We start from the raw sequence: 18116 nt of genomic DNA on the forward strand, positions 1-18116 counted from the left end.
GCCCTGACCTGGGCGGCGACTCAGCGTCGTGCCGCCGCCAGCGCCGCGTGGATCTCGGTGGCGGACGCGGGCGCGGCCGGCTGGTTCCTGTACCGGTCGTCCTTGGTCACCGAGTACGGCGCGCAGAAGACCGGAGTGCCCACCTGTGAGCGCCAGCCTTCGGCGAGCGGTCCGATGTCCACGGCGTCGTACCCGAGGAGCGAGAGCAACTCGGTGGCGTGCTTCTTCGCGCCAGGGTCGTCGCCGGCGATCGGCAGGGACGTGCGGTCGGCCGCGTCCACCGGGCGCGGCAACGCCCTGAGGTGTTGGTGGTTGATGTTGTTGAACGCCTTCACGACGTGCGCCTCGGGCAGGTGCCGTTGGAGCAACTCGCTGTCGGTGAGCTCCTTCGCTTCGAGTTCCGGGACGGTACCGTCACGCGGGGCGAAGTAGTTGCCGGTGTCGATGACCGTCTTGCCGACGAGCGGCTCCCGGGGGACCGCCCCCACGGCGCCGACCGGGATCGTCACGACGACCCAGTCCCCAACGGCCGCCGCCTGCGCTGGAGTTGCCGCACGGGCCCGCGGCCCCAGTTCGTCCACGAGGTCGGAAAGGGTCCCCGGCCCCCGCGAGTTGCTCAGCACGACGTCCAGGCCGGCGTCGACGGCCAACCGGGCGAGGGTGCCCCCGATGTTTCCACTGCCGATGAGTCCAAGTGTCGCCATACCGGGGACAACCTCCCGATTGAGTGCCGGTCAGCGATGACCGCTGACATCGATGACGGGCCGCCGAGTGATCAGAAGACGGCCGGGTGATCAGTAGACGTACGGGATGTCGTGGATGACGTCCTGGTGGCGGATCCGCCACACCCCGTCGGTCCGCCGGAAGGTGAAGCGGTAGTACCCGGACTCGATCGGCTTGATGGTGCCCTGCGCGCCGAACGTGCCGGCGGGCCAGCCGCCCTCGGGCTTCGCTGCTCCGACGACGTCGAAGGTGATGAACTGGGTGTCGATGCTCGCCTCGTCGCCGTCGACGGAGACGAGGTGGTCGTAGGTGGTGTGGTGGCTCCAGCCCAGGGGCGGGTGCGGTGCCATGGCCGTGGACATGGCCTCCGCGATCTGCGCTCCTCCGGAGAGCTTGCCCAGCAGCTCCGTGCCGTCGGGTCCGCGGTGGTAGTGGACCTCGACGACCGCGTCGGCCTCGTAGAGCCGCGCCAGCGCCTCGCCGTCGCGCTGGTCCGCGGCCCGGGTGTAGCGGGAGACGATCTGCCTGATCTCGGTCTCGGTGCTCATGGCGTTCTCCGGTTCTCTCGGGCGGGCGCCCTGGGAAGGCGGCCGCAATCTGCATGTGTGAAAAGTACATATCCTTCGACGGAAGTGCAACTGTAAGAGTTGCTAATATGGGGGCCTCGGGACTCACCCGGACCGAGCGGCGAACGAAGCGGAAGAAAAGGGGTACGACCATGCTGGACGTGCGGTTCTCCAGCGCGCTGAAGGCCATGCTCCTGCTGGGCCATGCCGAGGAATCGGGCAGTCCCGTCCTCAGCTCGACCCAGCTCGCCAGGAGTCTGGACACGAACCCGAGCCTGGTGCGCAAGCTGATGGTCCCGCTGGTGCAGGACGGTCTCGTCGCGTCCATCAAGGGCCGCAGCGGCGGCGTCCGCCTGGGCCGGCCCGCGGACCGGATCACGCTGGAGGAGATCTACCGCTCGGCCATCGGCGACAAGCCGCTGTGGGCCCCCCGGCCGGAGGGACCCCGGGAGTGCCTGGTCACCAACCACTCCGCCGAGTACTTCCTCAGGCTCACCGACGAGACCGAGGCGGCAGTCCTGCACGCCCTGGCGGGCCGCACCCTCGCCGACAGCCTCGACGAGCTGCGCGCCATCGACCGGGCCGCCGCCACCCCCGCTCCGGAACCGCCGCTCCTCGCGCCCAGTCACTAGCCGCTCAACAGGTACCGGACAAGTGCCGAACAAGTTTGCTCTAACTAGAGGGATCCGGACGGAGTCGGCGGCCTAGTCTCTGAGGCGGATGATCAACCCCCCCTCACCCGTAGGAGCGCATGTGACGCAACTCCGGCAGCAGTCCACAAGACGCACCGCTGTCCTCCGCCGCAGCGCAGTCGTGGCCACCGTCCCCGTCGCCCTCACCGCTCTGCTCGCGGCCGCCGCACCCGCGGGCGCCACGACGATCGGTTCGGCCGGCGCGGGAGACCCGTACTTTCCGCTCTCCGGCAACGGCGGCTACCACGTCGCCCATTACGGCCTGACGCTCCGGTACGACCCGACGAGCCGCCATCTCGACGGCAAGGCGGTCCTCACCGCCCGCGCCACCGAGAAGCTCACCCGCTTCGACCTCGACTTCAAGGGCCTCAAGGTCACCGGTCTCACCGTGGACCGGTCCAAGGCGGACTTCCGCCGCGACGGACAGGAACTCGTCGTCACCCCGCGTCGGACCGTGCGAAAGGGGCAGCGGTTCCAGGTCACCGTCACGTACAACGGCATCCCGAAGCAGGTCACCGACCCGGACGGTTCGGCCGACGGCTGGATCGCCACCGACGACGGCGCCTTCGTGGCAGGTGAGCCGCAGGGCGCGATGACGTGGTTCCCGGCGAACAGCCACCCCAAGGACAAGTCGTCGTACGACTTCACGATCACGGTCCCGCAGGGGCGCACCGCGGTCGCCAACGGCGTGCTCCTCGGGCAGCGGACCGCCCACGGGAAGACCACGTTCCGCTGGCACGCGCCGGAGCCGATGGCGGCCTACCTCGCCACCGCGACGGTCGGGAAGTTCAAGGTCGAGCAGTACACCACCCGCGACGGTGTGAAGGTGTACAACGCCGTCGACCCGCGTGAAGTCGCCGCCGCCGACCCCGTGTTGAAGAAGCTGCCCTCCGTCCTGGAGTGGGAGAGCAAGCTGTTCGGGCCGTATCCGTTCCGCTCGGCCGGGTCGATCGTCGACCACGCGCCGGATGTCGGGTACGCGCTGGAGACGCAGGGGCGGCCGATCTACGACTCGGCGCCGGACCTCAGCACCCTGGTGCACGAGAACGCCCACCAGTGGTTCGGGGACTCCGTGTCGCTGACCGCCTGGAAGGACATCTGGCTCAACGAGGGCTTCGCGACCTACGCGGAGTGGCTCTACAGCGAGCAGCACGGCGGCAAGACCGCCCAGCAGACCTTCGACGCGCTGTACGCCCGCAAGGCGACCGACGACCTGTGGGCGTTCCCGCCCGGCGACCCGGGCAGCGGCGCGAACATCTTCGGCACGCCGGTCTACGACCGCGGAGCGATGGCCCTGCACGAACTGCGCCTGGCCGTCGGCGACAAGACCTTCTTCGCGATCCTGCGGGCCTGGGCGGGCGCACACCGCTACGGCCACGGAACCACCGCACAGTTCGTCAGCCTGGCGGAGCAGAAATCGGGCACACGACTCGATGTCCTCTTCCACACCTGGCTCTACACGAAAGGCAAGCCGACCCAGCCGTAGGAACTGACGAGTTCCTCACATGTGTCGGTCATCGTCGACTCATGATCACTCGCATTCCCTCGGTCGCACTCGTCGCCGCATCCGTTCTCCTCACGGGATGCGGCGGCGGTGCGCTGGCGGCGACGGACCATGCGTCCGCCCCCACTCCCGCCTCCTCGTCCGCGCCGTCGCCCTCGTCGGAGATATCCGCAGAGGCGGCTCCCCGCCAACTCCCGGGCGTGGGGCCCAAGATGCTGGCCCGAATACCGGCGACCACCGAACAGGTCGTCCTGGTCACCGGGCGAGGCGCGAACTCACCCCTCTCCACCCTTGCCCTGTACGAGCGAGCCGACGACGGCTGGGAGCAGACGGCCAGCTGGGCCGCGCACAACGCGCTCAAGGGCTGGTCCGACCACCACATGGGCGGTGACCTGCGCTCACCGATCGGTGTCTATTCGCTCACCGACGCGGGCGGGCTGCTCAAGGACCCCGGCACCAAGCTGTCGTACGACCACGGGTCGGGCTTCGTCTCGCCCGGCACCGGCTTCGAGGGCGAGCCGCTCGCAGGGTCCTTCGACTACGTGATCGCCATCAACTACAACCGGCAGCCCGGCACTTCGCCCCTCGACTGGACTCGCCCCCTCGGCGCCTCGCGCGGCGGCGGCATCTGGATCCACGTCGACCACGGCGGCCCCACCCACGGCTGCGTCAGCATCGCCGAGGACCACATGAAGGAACTCCTGCGCACCCTGGACCCGGCCCGGCACCCGGTCATCGTCATGGGTGACGCCGCCGCCCTCGGCCACTGACCGCTTAGGATCCGCCAGGTGTGCGCACATGTGCTGGTCGCCGAGGACGACGAGATGCAGGCCGAGCTGATACGACGCTCCCTGCTGACGGAAGGCCACTCCGCGACCGTGGTCCATGACGGGGCCGCCGCCATCGAGGCGGCCCGGAAACTGAGACCCGACCTCGTGGTGCTCGACCTCATGCTGCCGGTGATCGACGGCTTCGGGGTGTGCCGGGTGCTGCGCGGCGAGGACGACATCCCCGTCCTGATGCTCACCGCCCGCTCCACCGAGGACGACGTACTGCTCGGCCTCGAACTCGGCGCCGACGACTACATGACCAAGCCGTACAGCCCGCGCGAGCTGATGGCCCGCATCCGCACGGTCCTGCGGCGCAGCGGCCGGACCACCGAGGACCGGGAGGAGGACACCGTCGTGCGGGCGGCGGGGTTGTCCGTCGACGCCGTACGGCACGAGGTGCGCTGCGACGGGGTGCCCGTGGACTGCACACCGGCCGAGTTCGAGATCCTCCACGCGATGACCGCCGAGCCCGAACGGGTCTTCTCCCGGCGGCAGTTGCTCCAGTACACCCGCGGCCTCGACCGGGCGTCCACGGAACGGGCCGTCGACGTCCACATCATGAACCTGCGCAAGAAGATCGAGGCCGACCCGCGCCGCCCGGTCCGGCTGCTGACCGTGTTCGGCGTCGGCTACAAGCTGCGCGGCGGTCGCGCGTGAGGCCCCGGATACCGCTGCGCAAGCGGCTGTTGGTCCGGCTGCTCGTCGCCACCGTGCTGATCGCCGTGTGCTCGGTCGGGGCGACGGCCTGGCTCGCGGTGACGACCACCACCCGGGCCATCCGGGAGGAACAGGGCCAGGACCTCGCGGACGACATGCGCATCCTCGCGCAGCTCAGCGGTTACGCGGCGACCCACCCCGAGTGGAAGGGCGTCGCGCCCACCGTCCGCGCCCTGTCGAAGAAGATGGGCCGCCGCATCGCCCTCACGACCACCGACCGCGTCCTCATCGCCGACTCCGCACCGCACGGCACCTCCCTGCCGCCCCGTGCCGCCGCGAGCGTCGACCCCCTGCACACCGACACGTACACGGAACCCGGCGCACAGCTCAGCGGCCTCGACCCCCGGGTCGTCGGACCGTACCGGCTGACCGCGAAGGAGCGGGTCCGGCTGGCGAAGCTGGCCAAGGACCGCCAGGCCTGCTTCAAACAGAGCGGGATCGACACGACCATCACGGTGACGCCGAGCGGCCGTCCCGTCCTCACCGACGCGGACGGAAACGACGCCAATGACTCCGTGCCCGAGCCGTGCGCCGACGGGAGGCTCAACACCCCGACCGCCACCGAGGGCAAGGCGCTGAAGAGCCTGATCCTGAGCGCCCAGCCCTGCCTGTCGAAGGAAGGCGTGAGCTTCAAGATCCCGTACTTCGGCGTCGACGTCTTCGACAAGAGCCTCGGCTCCCGCTACACCATCGGCGCGTACAACAAAATGGGCGACGCGGGCGACATACGCAAGGCGCAGGCCTGCACCGACAGCGCCCGCCGCGCCCAACTCGACCCGTACGTGGCACCGGTGGCCGAACTCTTCCTGGGCGGCGGGAACACCACCGCACCCCGCTTCGCCGTCTCCCCGGCGAACAAGGCCAAGGTCGTCGGCGCGGCCGCCGCGGTCCTCGCCCTCACCGTCCTCGTCACGGCCGTGGTCGCCACGCGACTCGTTCGCCCCCTGCGCGCACTGACCGAAGCGGCCCAGCAGCCACCGGAGTTGCACGTCCGGGTACCGGTCAAGACCCGGGACGAGACCGGCATCCTCGCCGAGGCCTTCAACGACCTCACCGAACGCCGCGAACGCATGGAGGCCCAGCGCAAGGCCATGGTCAGCGACATCGCCCATGAACTCCGCAGCCCCCTCACCAACATCCGCGGCTGGCTGGAGGTCACCCGCGACGGCTTCGTCGAACCCGACCCGGCCCTGCTCGGCTCCCTGCACGACGAGGCGATGGTCCTCCAGCGCGTCATCGACGACCTCCAGGACCTCGCCGCCGCCGACGCCGGAACCCTGCGCCTGCACCGCGAACCCGTGCGCGTCGAGGACCTCGTCGACCAGGTCGTCGCCGCGTACCGCGTCTCCGCCGACACGGCCGGGGTCGCCCTCACCGGCAAGACGGACAACTCCCTCTGGCTGGAGGCGGATCCGGTCCGCATGCGCCAGGTCCTCGGCAACCTCGTGTCCAACGCGCTGCGCCACACCCCGGCCGACGGCACCGTCACCGTGACCGCGTGGCGCGACGGCGACGTCGTCGTCCTGACCGTCGCCGACACCGGCACCGGCATCGCGCCCGAGAACCTCCCGCACGTCTTCGAACGCTTCTGGCGCGCCGACCAGTCCCGCAGCCGCCGCACCGGAGGCAGCGGCCTGGGCCTGTCCATCGTCCGCGACCTGGTCGCCGCCCACGACGGCACGGTCGAGGCGACGAGCGAGCCCGGCGCCGGGTCCGTGTTCACGCTGCGCCTGCCCAACTCCTCGGCACCGGAAGGAGATTAGCGAGGGTTCGGCTCGCGTTCGCCGGGCGGGGGTTGGCGACGGCTCGACTCGCGCCTCCTGGGCGGAGATTGACGATCGCTCAACCCACGTCCGCCGGACCGGGAATTGGCGGTTGTCCCTGCCGCTGGAGGGGGATTCGCGACCGCCCAACTCCAGGCCGCTGGGGAGGATTGGCGTCCGGCCGACCCGAGTCCACCGGACGGAGATCGGCGCCCGTCCAACTCCCGTCCAGTGGGCAGGGACCGGCGACGTCCAACTCCCGGTCGCCCGACCGTGATTGACGCCCCTTGAACCCCCGCCACCCGCCCGGTGATCCAGCGGGATCACTGCTCCCGCAGCCCCCACGGCGACCCGTACTCCGTCAGCAGATCCAGGAACGGGCCGGCGGGGAACGCCTCCGGGCCCAGCACACCCGAGCCGGTCCACGCGCCCGTGGCGAGCAACTCCAGGGCGATCACCGGGTTGATGGCGGTCTGCCAGACCACGGCCTGGGAGCCGTACTCCGCCATCGACCACTGGTTGTCGACCACGTGGTAGAGGTACACCTCGCGCGGCGCCCCGTCCTTCGTGCCGCGCACCCACGTTCCCGCGCAGGTCTTGCCGTGCATACGGTCGCCCAGCGTCGCGGGGTCGGGCAGACAGGCGGCCACGACATCACGCGGCGACACGGCAGTCGGCCCAGCCGCACTCGGGACGGTGACCGGCTCGGTGCGGTCAAGTCCCAGCAGGTGCAGGGTCTTCAGGGTCTCGATGAACTCATTGCCCAGCCCGTACTTGAAGGTGACCCGGCGCGCGTCGAGCCGGCGCGGCACGAGCAGCACCTCCTCGTGCTCCACGTTCACGCACTCGACCGGGCCGATGCCCTCGGGGAAGTCGAACACCTCGGGCTCGCTGAACGGTTCGGTGGTGAACCAGCCCCGGTCGGCCTCGTAGACCACCGGAGGATTCAGGCACTCCTCGATCGTCGTCCAGATGCTGAAGGAGGGCGCGAAGTCGTAGCCGTCGACGGTGAGGTTCGCCCCGTCGCGGATACCGATCTCCTCGATCTCGTCGAAGAGTTCATCGGCCGCGTACCGCGCGAACACGTCCGAGAGCCCGGGCTCCACACCCATCCCGACGAGCGCCAGCGCACCCGCCTTCTCCCACTCCTCCGCCTCCGCGAACTGCGCGTCCCCGAGCTTGACCCCGCACTCCTCGTACGGCCGCTCCGGATGGGGCCGGGACAAAGACATGGCCATGTCGAGGTAGCCGGCCCCCGCGGCACGCGCCGCACGGAACAGGGGAAGGACGAAGCGCGGGTCGGTCGCGTTCAGCAGCACATCGCACTCGTGCGCACGCAGCGCCGCGACGACCGCCTCCTCGTCGCTCGCGTCCAGCCGCTCGGCGCGGAACCGGGCACCGTCGGCCCCGAGCGCGGCGACCGCGGCCTCCGCTCGGGACAGGTCGTAGTCGGCGACCACCATCGCGTCGAAGAACGGACGCCGGGCCGCGATCCGGGTGACCGCGGTACCCACACCACCGGCTCCCACGAGCAGTACACGCATGACAAGAACTCCTTCACCGCAGAGAGTCACGAAAGCCGACCGGGCCCTGGCGGAGATACAACGCCGGTCTCGTGGATAAGGTCAATGGCGTTGGCATAAGGACGGGCAGGGACGCACATCGACGCGCAAGGAGGCTGTGATGCCGAAGCCGGTGGTGTCGGAGGAGAAGCGGCGACGGCGCCGTCCCACCAAGAGCGGCACGGTCCTCTCCGAGCAGTTGATCGTCGACACGGCCCTGCGCATGCTCCGCGAACACGGCAGCGCGGGCCTGACCGCCCGCCGCCTGGGCCTGGCCCTGGACGCCGACCCCAGCACGCTCTACCGCTACTTCCGCGGCATGGACGAATTGACCCTGGCCATCGGCGACGCCCTCGTCGGCCAGGCGCTGCGGGGCTGGGAGCCGACGGGGGAGTGGCGGGCCGACCTGCGCGCGATCGGCCTGCGCATCCACGCCGCGTACGTCGCCCACCCGCAGGCGGCTCAGCTCACGGCGAGCCGGGTCACCGGCCGGGCCAACGAACTGGCCGCAGACGAGGCGGTGTTGGACGTCCTGCGCACGGCCGGCTTCCCACTCCCCGACACCGTACGGATCTACCACGCCTTCATCGACCAGACCCTGGCCTTCGCCACCCTCGACGCCGCGTCTTTGGCCCTGCCGAGCGCGGCCCTCCACGCCGACGAGGCCATGTGGCGCTCGACCTACGCCCGTCTACCCCGCACCACCCACCCCCGCATCGCCGAGGCGGCCTCACTCCTGGCGGCCCGCATGGTCGACAGCGCGTATCCGACGGCCCTGGAGATGCTGCTGGACAGCGCGGAGGCCCAGCTGAAGTCCGCGCGCCCCTGAAGTCCAGCGCCCCAAAGGGGTGCGGGGCTGTGTCGATATGCGCCTCCGCCGCGTGGGCGCGACCAGCCGCGACGGCGCAGCAGCGGGCCACGTGCGGCAGCGCCCCAAAGGGGCGCGGGGAACTGCGCGACCAGCCACGACGGCGCCGCAGCAAAACGACGGCACATCCCAGCCCCACAAAGGACCCGCACGGCGAAGCGCTCACCCCCGCAACGCCCCCGCCGCCGTCTCCACAACCGCCCCCGCCACGGCGGCCAACGCCGGCGAGTCCAGCTTCCACTGCTGCCAGTACAGGGGAACGTCGACCGACCGCGACGGCGCGAAGTTCACCAGCCGCCCGGCACTCAACAGCGGAGCTGCCTGCATCTCCGGCACCATGCCCCACCCCAGCCCCGCGGCCACCGCCTCGACGAACCCCTCCGAGGTCGGCACGAGATGCCGTACCGCACTCGCACCGTCCTGCCCCCGCCGCAGCCGCCGTACGAAGGCGTCCTGGAAGTCGTCGAGCCGGTCGAAGGTCACCACCGGCGCTTCGGCCAGCGCGTCCCGCAGCGGACCGCCGCCCAGATACGTGTCCCTGAACTCCGGGCTCGCGACCGGCAGATAGCGCATCCGCCCCAACGCCCGCACCGTGCACCCCGGCACGGCGTCCGGCGACGAAGTCACCGCCGCCATGACCAGGCCCTCGCGGAGCAGAGCCGCCGTATGGTCCTCGTCCTCGCGACGGAGTTCGAAGCAGACCCGGAGTTCGCGCGGGACACGGGTGAGAGCGCTCAGGAACCAGGTGGCGAGCGAGTCGGCGTTCACGGCGATCGACACCCGGGTCGCCTCCCCTGCCCCGCTCATGCCCAGCTCGGCGCGCGCGTCCCGTTCCAGGCGAGCCAGTTGGCGGGCGAACCGCACGACGACCTCGCCGGACTCGGTCGTCCGCACCGGCTTGGTGCGGAGCAGCAGGACCCGGCCCGTGCGCTGCTCCAGCGCCTTCACACGCTGGCTGACCGCCGACGGCGTCACATGCAACGCCGAGGCCGCCGCGTCGAACGTGCCCTCGTCCACCACCGCGAGCAGCGTCCGTACCTGATCGAGGGGAAGCTCCGAAACCATCACGAGCGCTAATGTTACGTAAGAATCTTTAGCTGTACTCCTGGTGCCGGTGTCCTTAGCGTCAAGGTCGTGACCAACGCACTCTCCGCCGCCGCCGCGGGCTTCGGCACCGGCCTCTCGCTCATCGTCGCCATCGGCGCCCAGAACGCCTTCGTCCTCCGCCAGGGCATCCGCCGCGACGCCGTCCTCGCCGTGGTCGTCATCTGCGCCCTCTCCGACGCGCTCCTCATCGCGCTGGGCGTCGGCGGTGTCGGCGCGGTCGTCGTCGCCTGGCCGGGCGCGCTGACGGCGGTCGGGCTCATCGGCGGCGCCTTCCTGCTCTGCTACGGCGTCCTCGCCGCCCGCCGGGTCTTCCGCCCCGCCGCCCTCCAGGCCGAGGGCGAGTCGACCGGCTCGCGCCGCCGGGCCGTCCTCACCTGCCTGGCGATGACCTGGCTCAACCCGCACGTCTACCTGGACACCGTGTTCCTGCTCGGCTCCATCGCCGCCGCCCGCGGCCCGCTGCGCTGGACCTTCGGACTCGGCGCCGTCTGCGCCAGTCTGTGCTGGTTCACCGCGCTCGGCTTCGGCGCCCGCCTGCTCAGCCGCTTCCTCGCCAAGCCCTCCGCCTGGCGGGTGCTGGACGGCCTGGTCGCCGCCACGATGATCGGTCTCGGCGCAACGCTGGTGGCCGGAGCGTGAGATGGCGGATTCGGCAGCCACAGCCGGTGCTGCGATAGTGAACCCCGGTCGATTAGATGTAGCGAGCAACCAGGAAGCCAGTGGACACGAGCGAGAGCACCGACAGCGGCACGGAACCCGAGTCGCAGAAGGACCGGGAACCGGCGACAGGCCCCCGGCGCGGCTGGCGCCGCTGGGCGATGGACACCCGCCCACTGCGCATCCCCGCCTACCGCCGCCTGTGGTCCTCGACCATCGTCACGGCCGTCGGCAGCCAGCTCACCGCCGTCGCCGTACCCAAGCAGATCTACGACATCACCGGCTCCTCCGCCTGGGTCGGCGCCGCCAGCATGGCCGGCCTGGTGCCGCTCATCGTGTTCGCGCTGTGGGGCGGCTCGCTCGCCGACAGCATGGACCGCCGCAAACTGCTGCTGATCACCAACAGCGGCATAGCCGTGACCTCGGTGCTGTTCTGGGTCCAGGCGGCCACCGGGCTCAACTCGGTGACCGCGCTGATGGTGCTGCTCGCCCTGCAGCAGGCCTTCTGGGGCCTCAACGCGCCCGCCCGCAACGCCTCCATCGCCCGCCTGGTCCCCGCCGCGCAGCTGCCCGCGGCCAACGCCCTCGGCTCGACCGTCATGCAGACCGGGCAGGTCCTCGGACCGCTCCTCGCGGGCGCGCTCATTCCGGTCATCGGCCTGCCCGAGCTGTATCTCATCGACGCGCTGGCCCTCTGCGTCACGCTCTGGGCGGTCGTCCGGCTGCCCTCGCTGCCGCCCCTGGAGTCCGCGACACCGCGGCGCGCGGGCCGGCGGGAGATCGTCGCCGGCTTCCGCTACATCTCGCTGCACAAGGTGCTGCTGCTGTCCTTCCTCGCCGACATCATCGCGATGGTCTTCGGCATGCCCCGCGCCCTGTTCCCGCAACTCGCCGCCCAGACCTACGCGTCCTACAACGAAGGCCTCGCGCTCGGCATGCTGTTCGCGGCGATCCCCATCGGGGCGGTGGTCGGCGGACTGTTCTCCGGCACGTTCTCGCGGGCGCGTCGGCACGGCTGGATGGTGATCGGCGCGGTCGTCGCCTGGGGCGCGGCCATCACCGGCTTCGGGCTGAGCAGCAACCTGTGGATCGGCGTGGCCTTCCTGGCGGCCGCCGGGGTCGCCGACATGGTCTCCATGGTGTTCCGCGGGGCGATCCTGCTGTCCGCCGCCACCGACGAGATGCGCGGCCGTATGCAGGGCGTCTTCACCGTCGTGGTGGCCGGCGGCCCGCGTCTCGCCGACGTCCTGCACGGCACGGCCGGTTCGGCCCTCGGCACGCGTACGGCGGTCGCGGGCGGCGGCATCCTGGTCGTCGTCGTCATGCTGGCCCTGGCCGCCGCGGTCCCGGCGCTGCGCCGCTACCGCATCTGACCTCAGACCGGGCGGTGGATCGCGTAGTGCTCCATCAGCTTGCTGCGGGTCATCGCCAGCCGGTGCGCGAGGATCTCCGCGACGATCCGGACCAGGGACAGCCCGAGCAGGGGATCCTCCACGCTCAGGGCGAGGACGGCGGCCGCGTCGAACTCGTAGGCCCGCACGGCACTGAACGCCTCCGCGCCGAAGTCCCACTCGTACGGCGGGAACAGCCACGACCAGCCGAGCAGGTCGCCCGCGCCGAGCGTGGCCACGGTGACCCGCTGCTGCGGGGTGACCTGCTGGTCGAGCGAGACGGCGCCGGAGCGGACGACCCAGAAACGGTCGGCCGTGCCGCCCGCCTCGAAGATCCTGGAGTCCTCGGCGAACGAGACCTCCTGCGCGACCTCCATCAGCCGTTCGCGCTGGGCCTGGGGCAGGGCGGTCAGCAGTTTTATCGCTTTGGTCATGGCACAGGGCTCCTCGCCGGCAGCGGATCCGGAATTCTCCCTACGCCCATTTCAGCCTCTGCCGACGTCCCGGGCACCTCGGGGGACGGAATCGGGGCATGAAAAAGCCCTGGCTGGACGGGGGAGACCAGCCAGGGCCGTAAGCGGTGGCGCGGGGGACGGTACGGTCGACCCCGTATCCACGTATGAATGAACCGTAAACCATCAGCGGGCATTTCGTACCCACTTCAACCGGTCGCGTGACCGGTTTCACTTCGCGGCATGCTGCCCGGGGGCCACGATCTCGTCCAGCACCCGCAGAACGGCCTCGTAGGCCACTTCCCTTACGGCGTCGCCCTGTTGTGACCACGTCTGCACCTCCTGGGCGGCGAAGGCCCGGGCCCGCTGGATGCGTCGAAGCAATTCGTCCGAGTCCACGACATCAGTCATGACCGTCGCCTACCCAGGCGCGCGGAGTTCACTTCACCGGCGCCGCGATCGGCACGCCGAGCGGCCGGGCCAGGCCGGTCACGGCCTCGTCGAGGCGCTGCAGGTGCCGCAGCACGCGGTCGGTGACCCGGCCGTAGCGCGGGGTCCCCGGCGTCCCGGGCCGCAGCAGGGAGGCGATGCTCGGCCCGGTCTCGATCTCGCCGACACCGTCGTCGTCCCCGTCGGAGACGTGCGCGCTGATCACCCCGATGTTGTGCACGATCCGGCGACCCGCCTCCCGCAGCCGGGGATCGGCGGCTATCGACGGATGCGTGGGCAGCAGCTCGGCGGTCGCCGCCAGATACCGCGCGTGATACGCGCAGGTCTCAAGCAGCGCGACGACATACCGAGCCGTGTCCCGGCGCGCCCGCAATGGCGTGATCGGGTGCGTCAACGGCTGGGTGGACGCGCTCAGATCGGCCAGCGCCTGGTCCAAGTCCCGCGCCTTGTCGAGCAGTTCGGCCGCGGCCCCGCCGCTGAGCTGGTCGACGGCGGCCTCGGTGACGTCCGTGAGCCGCGCCAGCACGGTGCCGAGCAGTTCGTTCGTACGGCGGTCCGTGTGCACCGGCAGCACCAGAGCCGCCGCGACCACCCCGCAGGCCGCGCCGAGCGCCGTCTCCTCGATCCGCAGCAGCAGCACCGACGCGCTGTAGGTGTGCAGCAGCGTGTAGAGCAGGCCCAGCATCGCGGTGACGAAGAAGGACATCAGGGTGTAGGAGAGCGGTGCCGTGTAGAACATCGCGAAGATGAACAGCAGCACCAGCGCGAACGCCGTCCACGTGTGATGCCCGACCAGGCCCGCGAGACCGATACCGGCGATGACACCCAGGACCGTGCCCAGCAGCCGCCGGTAGCCCTTGACGAGGATCTCGCCCGTGGACGAGGTGTTGATGAAGACGATCCAGCAGGTCAGCACCGCCCAGTACCAGCGCTGGCTGGACAGGAACTCGCCGCCGATGATCGCCAGCGACGACCCCACCGCCACCTGCACGGCCGCCCGCGTGGTCGGCCGCCGTAGCCCGGTGCGCTCCGCGTCCTCCTGCTCGGCCTCCTCGCTGCCCGCGATGGCGACGTCCTCCGCGTCCAGCTCCTCGCGCGAGCGGGTCGTCGCGGGCGTGTCCTCCGACTCGTCCTGCGGCCCGTCCACGGCGATCCGCAGCCCCAGCACCGCGCGCCCGGCTTCGCCGATGCCCCGGAACACGTCCTGCACGGCGTCGGAGGCGGGCGGCAGGTTCTCCTCCTCGCGGTAGCCCAGCAGCCGGTTGCGCACATGCGCCAGCCCGGTGCCCGAGTCCGCGCCCACGGGCCGCAGGACCAGCAGCCGCAGCGCCTCCAGATCGCGGCGCAGTGTCTCGGTCGTCTCGTCCCGCTGGGGCAGCAGATCGCCGGCGGGCACGGGCGCGCCCGGCAGATGCAGGGTCAGCGTGTGCCCCCGCTCGGCGCTGCGGGCGGTCAGCAGCAGGAGACCGAGCCGTTCGGCGGCGACCTCGGCGTCGGCGATACGGCGCTGCACGAGCCGTGCCACCGTCTCGTCGGAGGTGCCGTCCTCCAGCCGGCCCTGGATCAGCAGTGCCGTCTCGTGCAGGCGCGCGGTGCCCTCCCGTACGTCGTCGAGGGCCTTCTCCATGTCGTCGGGACCGGCGTCGAGCAACGCGAGCTGTGCGGTGACGAGTTGGGCGAACCGCGCCCTGAACGCCCGCCGCAGCCGGTCCAGCGTCCCCGTGGGCGTCTCCGGCACCAGCGCGAACCGCACCAGCGCGCTCGACGCGAAGGCGATGCCGATCACGCCGTACAACTGCGGCAGCGCGGAGACGGTCGCGCCGACGAACAGGGACAGGAAGTAGATCTGGAAGCCGATCAGACCGAGCGCCGTGCCGCGGTCGCCGAACCGGCGGCTGTAGACCGCGCCGAAGATCAGCAGGACGAAGAAGACGTCACCGGCGACCACCCGCGAGTTCAGCAGCGCGCTCAGCGACACCGAGGCCAGCGCCACCGGCAGCCCCAGCGCGAGCGTCACCGCCTGCCGGCCCCGCTGCTTCTCGCGGATCGCGAACGTGGAGACCATCGCCGCCATCGCCCCGGCGACCAGATGCGGCACCGAGGCACGCGCCAGGGAGAGCACGGTCAGCACGAGGGCGATCGAGGCCACCGTCCGCAGCCCGGCAGTCAGCCGCAGCAGTCCGGGATCGGACGCCGCGACGCGATACCGAACCCGTGCCCACGCCGCCCGTCCCACTGCCCTCACGCCGCCGTACTCTCCCCAGGTTCACATCAAGATCCGTGACACCGATGCTACGGCTCCTGGGTCCCGGCCCCTTCGACGCGGTCCCGTACCTGCTCCGCCGACAGATACGAGTCGGTGTACTCGAAGTCCTTCAGCGTGGCCGGTTTGCGGGCCTGGAAGCCGGTGCGCACGAAGTCGTCGCCGGCCAGCGCGTTCAGCGTCCAGTTCGTCGCGACACGGACCTTGGCGACGTTCGTGCGCAGCGCCGACCAGTGATAGCCGCGGGCCACGACCTGGGCGGGGAGACCGCGCAGTTCGATGCCCAGCGGCTTGGACACCGCGTCCTTGCCGCCGAGGTCCACGACGAGCCCGAGGTCCTTGTGCACGTACGGCTTCAGGGGCTGGTTGCGCAGGGTCGCGATCACGTTCTCGGCGACCACCTTGCCCTGCCGCATGGCGTGCTGCGCGGTCGGCGGGCAGATCGCGCCGTCGCCGCCCTTGGCCTCGTCCGGCACCGCGCCGGCGTCACCGAGTGCGAACACCCCGTCGTGTCCGGGCAGTTTCATGTCGGCGGTGACCGCGAGCCGCCCCCGCACCGTCTCAGCGCCCAGCGTGGCGATCAGCGGGCTGGCGACCACACCGGCCGTCCAGATCAGCGTGCGGGTCGGCACCACCCGGCCGTCGGTGAAGGTGACCTCCTCCGGCCCGGCCTTCGCGATGGAGACGCCCAGGGAGATGTCGATACCGCGCCGGGTCAGGATCTCCTGCGCGCTCTTGCCGAGCTTGTCGCCCAGCTCGGGCATCAGCTTCGGCGCGATGTCGATGAGGTGCCACTTGATCAGACCCGGGTCGATCCGCGGGTAGCGCTTGACGGCGGCGTGCGTCAGCTTCTGCAGACAGGCGGCCGTCTCCGTACCGGCGTAACCACCGCCCACCACCACGAACTGCAGCCGCGACGCCTTCTCCGCCGGGTCGTCGCTCGCGTCCGCGAGGTCCAGCTGCGTGATGACGTGGTCGCGGATGTACGCGGCCTCCGCCAGGGTCTTCATCCCGAAGGCGTGATCCGTCAGCCCCGGGATGTCGAAGGTGCGGGTGATGCTGCCGGGGGAGAGGACGATGTAGTCGTAGGGCTCGTTCACGATCTCGTCGTTGATCGTGCGGATCACACAGACCTTGGCCTTGATGTCCACACCGATCGCACCGCCCGGAATGATCCGCGTGCGGTACTTGCTGCTGCGGCGCAGCGAGACGGCGATCGACTGCGGGGTCAGGACGCCGGAGGCGACCTGGGGCAGCAGGGGCAGATAGAGCTGGTAGGAGAAGGGCGTCACCAGGGTGACGTCGGCCTCCTCCGGGGTCAGTTTCCTCTCCAGGCGGCGAACGCACTCCACTCCTGCGAAGCCTGCGCCAACCACCAGGATCCTCGGTCGTGTCACGGTGTTCATCCCTTCTGCGGCTCCAGGCGGTCTGCCTCGACGCCGTACGCCTGCCCTGGATCGCTGCCTCGCACCACAATCGATCCCACCGTGCCGGGAGCCGTTCCGCCAGCTGAGCGCGGCAGGCAGACGAACGCGTGGAGCACCAGCATGCCCCGCGGACGCCCTCCGTACGCCGCGGACGCGTGAACAAATGGCGTACCTGAATGACCTTTGACCGATCCCGTGACGATCGCTCCGGACCGTAGAGTGCACGCCATGTCGCACACTCAGCCCGAGCCGGGGTCAGGCTTCCGCACCCAGAACATCGACGCCGGCAACGTGACGCGGCTGGTGGCCGCGCTCGACATCCAGGAAGCCAATCCAGGCGTACGACGACTGCGTGCGTGGGCCCACGAGGCGCTCGCCGCGGGCAGCGGGGAACGCGCCCTCGACGTCGGGGCCGGGACCGGCTCGACCACCCGTGAACTGGCCGCGGCCGTCGGCTCGAACGGGTCGGCGCTCGGCGTCGAACCCAACCCCGGGCTGCGCGCGGTCGCCGAGGAACGCGCCGCGTCGGCCGGGAACCCGGCCCGCTTCACGGACGGCGACGCGCTGTCCCTGCCGGTGCCCGACGCTTCCGTCGACGTCGTCTGGTGCGAACGGGTGCTCCAGCACCTCGCGGAACCGGACAAGGCCGTCGCCGAGATCGCCCGCGTGCTGCGTCCCGGCGGACGCGTGGCCCTGCTCGACACCGACTGGGCGACCACGATCCTGCACCCGGGCGACCCCGAGGTCACGGCCGCGTTCACCTCCGGTGCCCTCACCGGCGCGGCCAACCCGTACTCGGGACGCCGGCTCGTCGGCCAGCTCAGCGCCGCCGGACTCGTCGTCGACGACCGGGGTTCGCAGGCGCTGCTCCAGGATCACCGGTCGGTGGCGTGGCCGCTGATCCGCATGCTCGGCGAGTCCGCGGTGCGCCGCGGCGCCTTGACCGAGGCCCAGCGCGACCGCGCCTACACCGACCTCTCCGAGGCCGCCGAGCGGGGCGCGCTGCACATGTCCGTGACCATGTTCGCGGTCGTCGCCCACCGACCGGAGTGACGCCTGCCGGGAGTGCGCCCACTGGGCGTGCCCTCGCCGGGAGCGATGCCTGCGCGGAGTGACCCCGGCCAGGCGGGCGCTCCGCGCGGAC

17 protein-coding genes are annotated in these 18116 nt (G+C 70.9%); 9 read left to right on the plus strand and 8 right to left on the minus strand.

Translation table 11 applies throughout. The features are described 5' to 3' along the window. Nucleotides 1–20: 20 nt before the first annotated feature. Nucleotides 21–704: an NADPH-dependent F420 reductase gene (locus tag OG504_RS48800; RefSeq protein ID WP_405995601.1), complete on the minus strand. Its 684-nt coding sequence runs from the start codon at nt 702–704 to the stop codon at nt 21–23. A 90-nt stretch (nt 705–794) separates the two neighbouring features. Beyond that, a complete protein-coding gene (locus OG504_RS48805) occupies nt 795–1271 on the minus strand; it encodes a nuclear transport factor 2 family protein (protein ID WP_405995602.1) in 477 nt (158 codons plus the stop codon). Between the two features lie 170 nt (nt 1272–1441). Here OG504_RS48805 and OG504_RS48810 point away from each other — a divergent pair, with 170 nt between their 5' ends. From OG504_RS48810 to OG504_RS48830, 5 genes are all read left to right on the plus strand, one after another. Then, nucleotides 1442–1921: an RrF2 family transcriptional regulator gene (locus OG504_RS48810; protein WP_405995603.1), complete on the plus strand. Its 480-nt coding sequence runs from the start codon at nt 1442–1444 to the stop codon at nt 1919–1921. Between the two features lie 121 nt (nt 1922–2042). After that, nucleotides 2043–3467, plus strand: a complete 1425-nt coding sequence (locus OG504_RS48815) for a M1 family metallopeptidase (protein ID WP_405995604.1) — start codon at nt 2043–2045, stop codon at nt 3465–3467. 41 nt (nt 3468–3508) lie between these two features. Then, the gene (locus tag OG504_RS48820; RefSeq protein ID WP_405995605.1) at nt 3509–4255 is read left to right on the plus strand and encodes a L,D-transpeptidase family protein; all 747 of its coding nucleotides are present in this window, start codon (nt 3509–3511) and stop codon (nt 4253–4255) included. Nucleotides 4256–4273: 18 nt separating this feature from the next. After that, nucleotides 4274–4972 (plus strand): response regulator, encoded by a 699-nt coding sequence (locus OG504_RS48825; protein WP_405836239.1) that lies wholly within the window; start codon nt 4274–4276, stop codon nt 4970–4972. Further along, nucleotides 4969–6795 (plus strand): sensor histidine kinase, encoded by a 1827-nt coding sequence (locus tag OG504_RS48830; protein ID WP_405995606.1) that lies wholly within the window; start codon nt 4969–4971, stop codon nt 6793–6795. Before OG504_RS48825 ends, OG504_RS48830 begins: the two co-directional genes overlap by 4 nt. A 323-nt stretch (nt 6796–7118) precedes the next feature. Here the strand turns inward: OG504_RS48830 and OG504_RS48835 are convergent, their stop codons facing one another. Beyond that, the gene (locus OG504_RS48835) at nt 7119–8339 is read right to left on the minus strand and encodes a saccharopine dehydrogenase family protein (RefSeq protein ID WP_405995607.1); all 1221 of its coding nucleotides are present in this window, start codon (nt 8337–8339) and stop codon (nt 7119–7121) included. A gap of 139 nt (nt 8340–8478) precedes the next feature. Here OG504_RS48835 and OG504_RS48840 point away from each other — a divergent pair, with 139 nt between their 5' ends. Further along, nucleotides 8479–9186 (plus strand): TetR/AcrR family transcriptional regulator, encoded by a 708-nt coding sequence (locus OG504_RS48840; protein ID WP_405995608.1) that lies wholly within the window; start codon nt 8479–8481, stop codon nt 9184–9186. Nucleotides 9187–9387: 201 nt separating this feature from the next. Here OG504_RS48840 and OG504_RS48845 read toward each other — a convergent pair whose 3' ends face one another. Then, the gene (locus OG504_RS48845) at nt 9388–10290 is read right to left on the minus strand and encodes a LysR family transcriptional regulator ArgP (RefSeq protein ID WP_405996614.1); all 903 of its coding nucleotides are present in this window, start codon (nt 10288–10290) and stop codon (nt 9388–9390) included. Between the two features lie 69 nt (nt 10291–10359). On the opposite strand from OG504_RS48845, the gene OG504_RS48850 reads away from it, so the two are divergent. Next, nucleotides 10360–10971, plus strand: coding sequence for a LysE/ArgO family amino acid transporter (locus OG504_RS48850; RefSeq protein WP_405995609.1), 612 nt, complete (start codon nt 10360–10362; stop codon nt 10969–10971). An 80-nt stretch (nt 10972–11051) separates the two neighbouring features. Continuing rightward, entirely contained in the window at nt 11052–12362 is a 1311-nt protein-coding gene (locus tag OG504_RS48855) for an MFS transporter (RefSeq protein WP_405995610.1), read from the plus strand. Nucleotides 12363–12364: 2 nt separating this feature from the next. Here the strand turns inward: OG504_RS48855 and OG504_RS48860 are convergent, their stop codons facing one another. The 4 genes from OG504_RS48860 to OG504_RS48875 all read right to left on the minus strand — a co-directional run bounded on the left by OG504_RS48860 (nt 12365) and on the right by OG504_RS48875 (nt 16951). Beyond that, entirely contained in the window at nt 12365–12814 is a 450-nt protein-coding gene (locus OG504_RS48860) for a cyclic nucleotide-binding domain-containing protein (protein WP_405995611.1), read from the minus strand. Nucleotides 12815–13063: 249 nt separating this feature from the next. Continuing rightward, nucleotides 13064–13243, minus strand: a complete 180-nt coding sequence (locus OG504_RS48865; RefSeq protein WP_405995612.1) for a hypothetical protein — start codon at nt 13241–13243, stop codon at nt 13064–13066. Between the two features lie 28 nt (nt 13244–13271). Then, entirely contained in the window at nt 13272–15527 is a 2256-nt protein-coding gene (locus OG504_RS48870) for an FUSC family protein (protein WP_405995613.1), read from the minus strand. Between the two features lie 47 nt (nt 15528–15574). Continuing rightward, entirely contained in the window at nt 15575–16951 is a 1377-nt protein-coding gene (locus OG504_RS48875; protein WP_405995614.1) for an NAD(P)/FAD-dependent oxidoreductase, read from the minus strand. A 249-nt stretch (nt 16952–17200) separates the two neighbouring features. Between OG504_RS48875 and OG504_RS48880 the strand changes: the two genes are divergently transcribed. Continuing rightward, on the plus strand, nt 17201–18025 hold the full coding sequence (locus tag OG504_RS48880) for a methyltransferase domain-containing protein (protein ID WP_405995615.1): 825 nt from the start codon (nt 17201–17203) through the stop codon (nt 18023–18025). Nucleotides 18026–18116 lie beyond the last annotated feature (91 nt).

It is taken from the genome of Streptomyces sp. NBC_00986 (assembly GCF_045162565.1).
Classification (GTDB): Bacteria; Actinomycetota; Actinomycetes; order Streptomycetales; family Streptomycetaceae; genus Streptomyces.

Coding starts and splice junctions, on each gene's coding strand:
- OG504_RS48800 (WP_405995601.1), bottom strand. CDS start 704: ATGGCGACACTTGGACTCATCGGCAGTGGAAACATCGGGGGCACCCTC.
- OG504_RS48805 (WP_405995602.1), bottom strand. CDS start 1,271: ATGAGCACCGAGACCGAGATCAGGCAGATCGTCTCCCGCTACACCCGG.
- OG504_RS48810 (WP_405995603.1), top strand. CDS start 1,442: ATGCTGGACGTGCGGTTCTCCAGCGCGCTGAAGGCCATGCTCCTGCTG.
- OG504_RS48820 (WP_405995605.1), top strand. CDS start 3,509: ATGATCACTCGCATTCCCTCGGTCGCACTCGTCGCCGCATCCGTTCTC.
- OG504_RS48835 (WP_405995607.1), bottom strand. CDS start 8,339: ATGCGTGTACTGCTCGTGGGAGCCGGTGGTGTGGGTACCGCGGTCACC.
- OG504_RS48840 (WP_405995608.1), top strand. CDS start 8,479: ATGCCGAAGCCGGTGGTGTCGGAGGAGAAGCGGCGACGGCGCCGTCCC.
- OG504_RS48845 (WP_405996614.1), bottom strand. CDS start 10,290: ATGGTTTCGGAGCTTCCCCTCGATCAGGTACGGACGCTGCTCGCGGTG.
- OG504_RS48860 (WP_405995611.1), bottom strand. CDS start 12,814: ATGACCAAAGCGATAAAACTGCTGACCGCCCTGCCCCAGGCCCAGCGC.
- OG504_RS48865 (WP_405995612.1), bottom strand. CDS start 13,243: ATGACTGATGTCGTGGACTCGGACGAATTGCTTCGACGCATCCAGCGG.
- OG504_RS48875 (WP_405995614.1), bottom strand. CDS start 16,951: ATGAACACCGTGACACGACCGAGGATCCTGGTGGTTGGCGCAGGCTTC.
- OG504_RS48880 (WP_405995615.1), top strand. CDS start 17,201: ATGTCGCACACTCAGCCCGAGCCGGGGTCAGGCTTCCGCACCCAGAAC.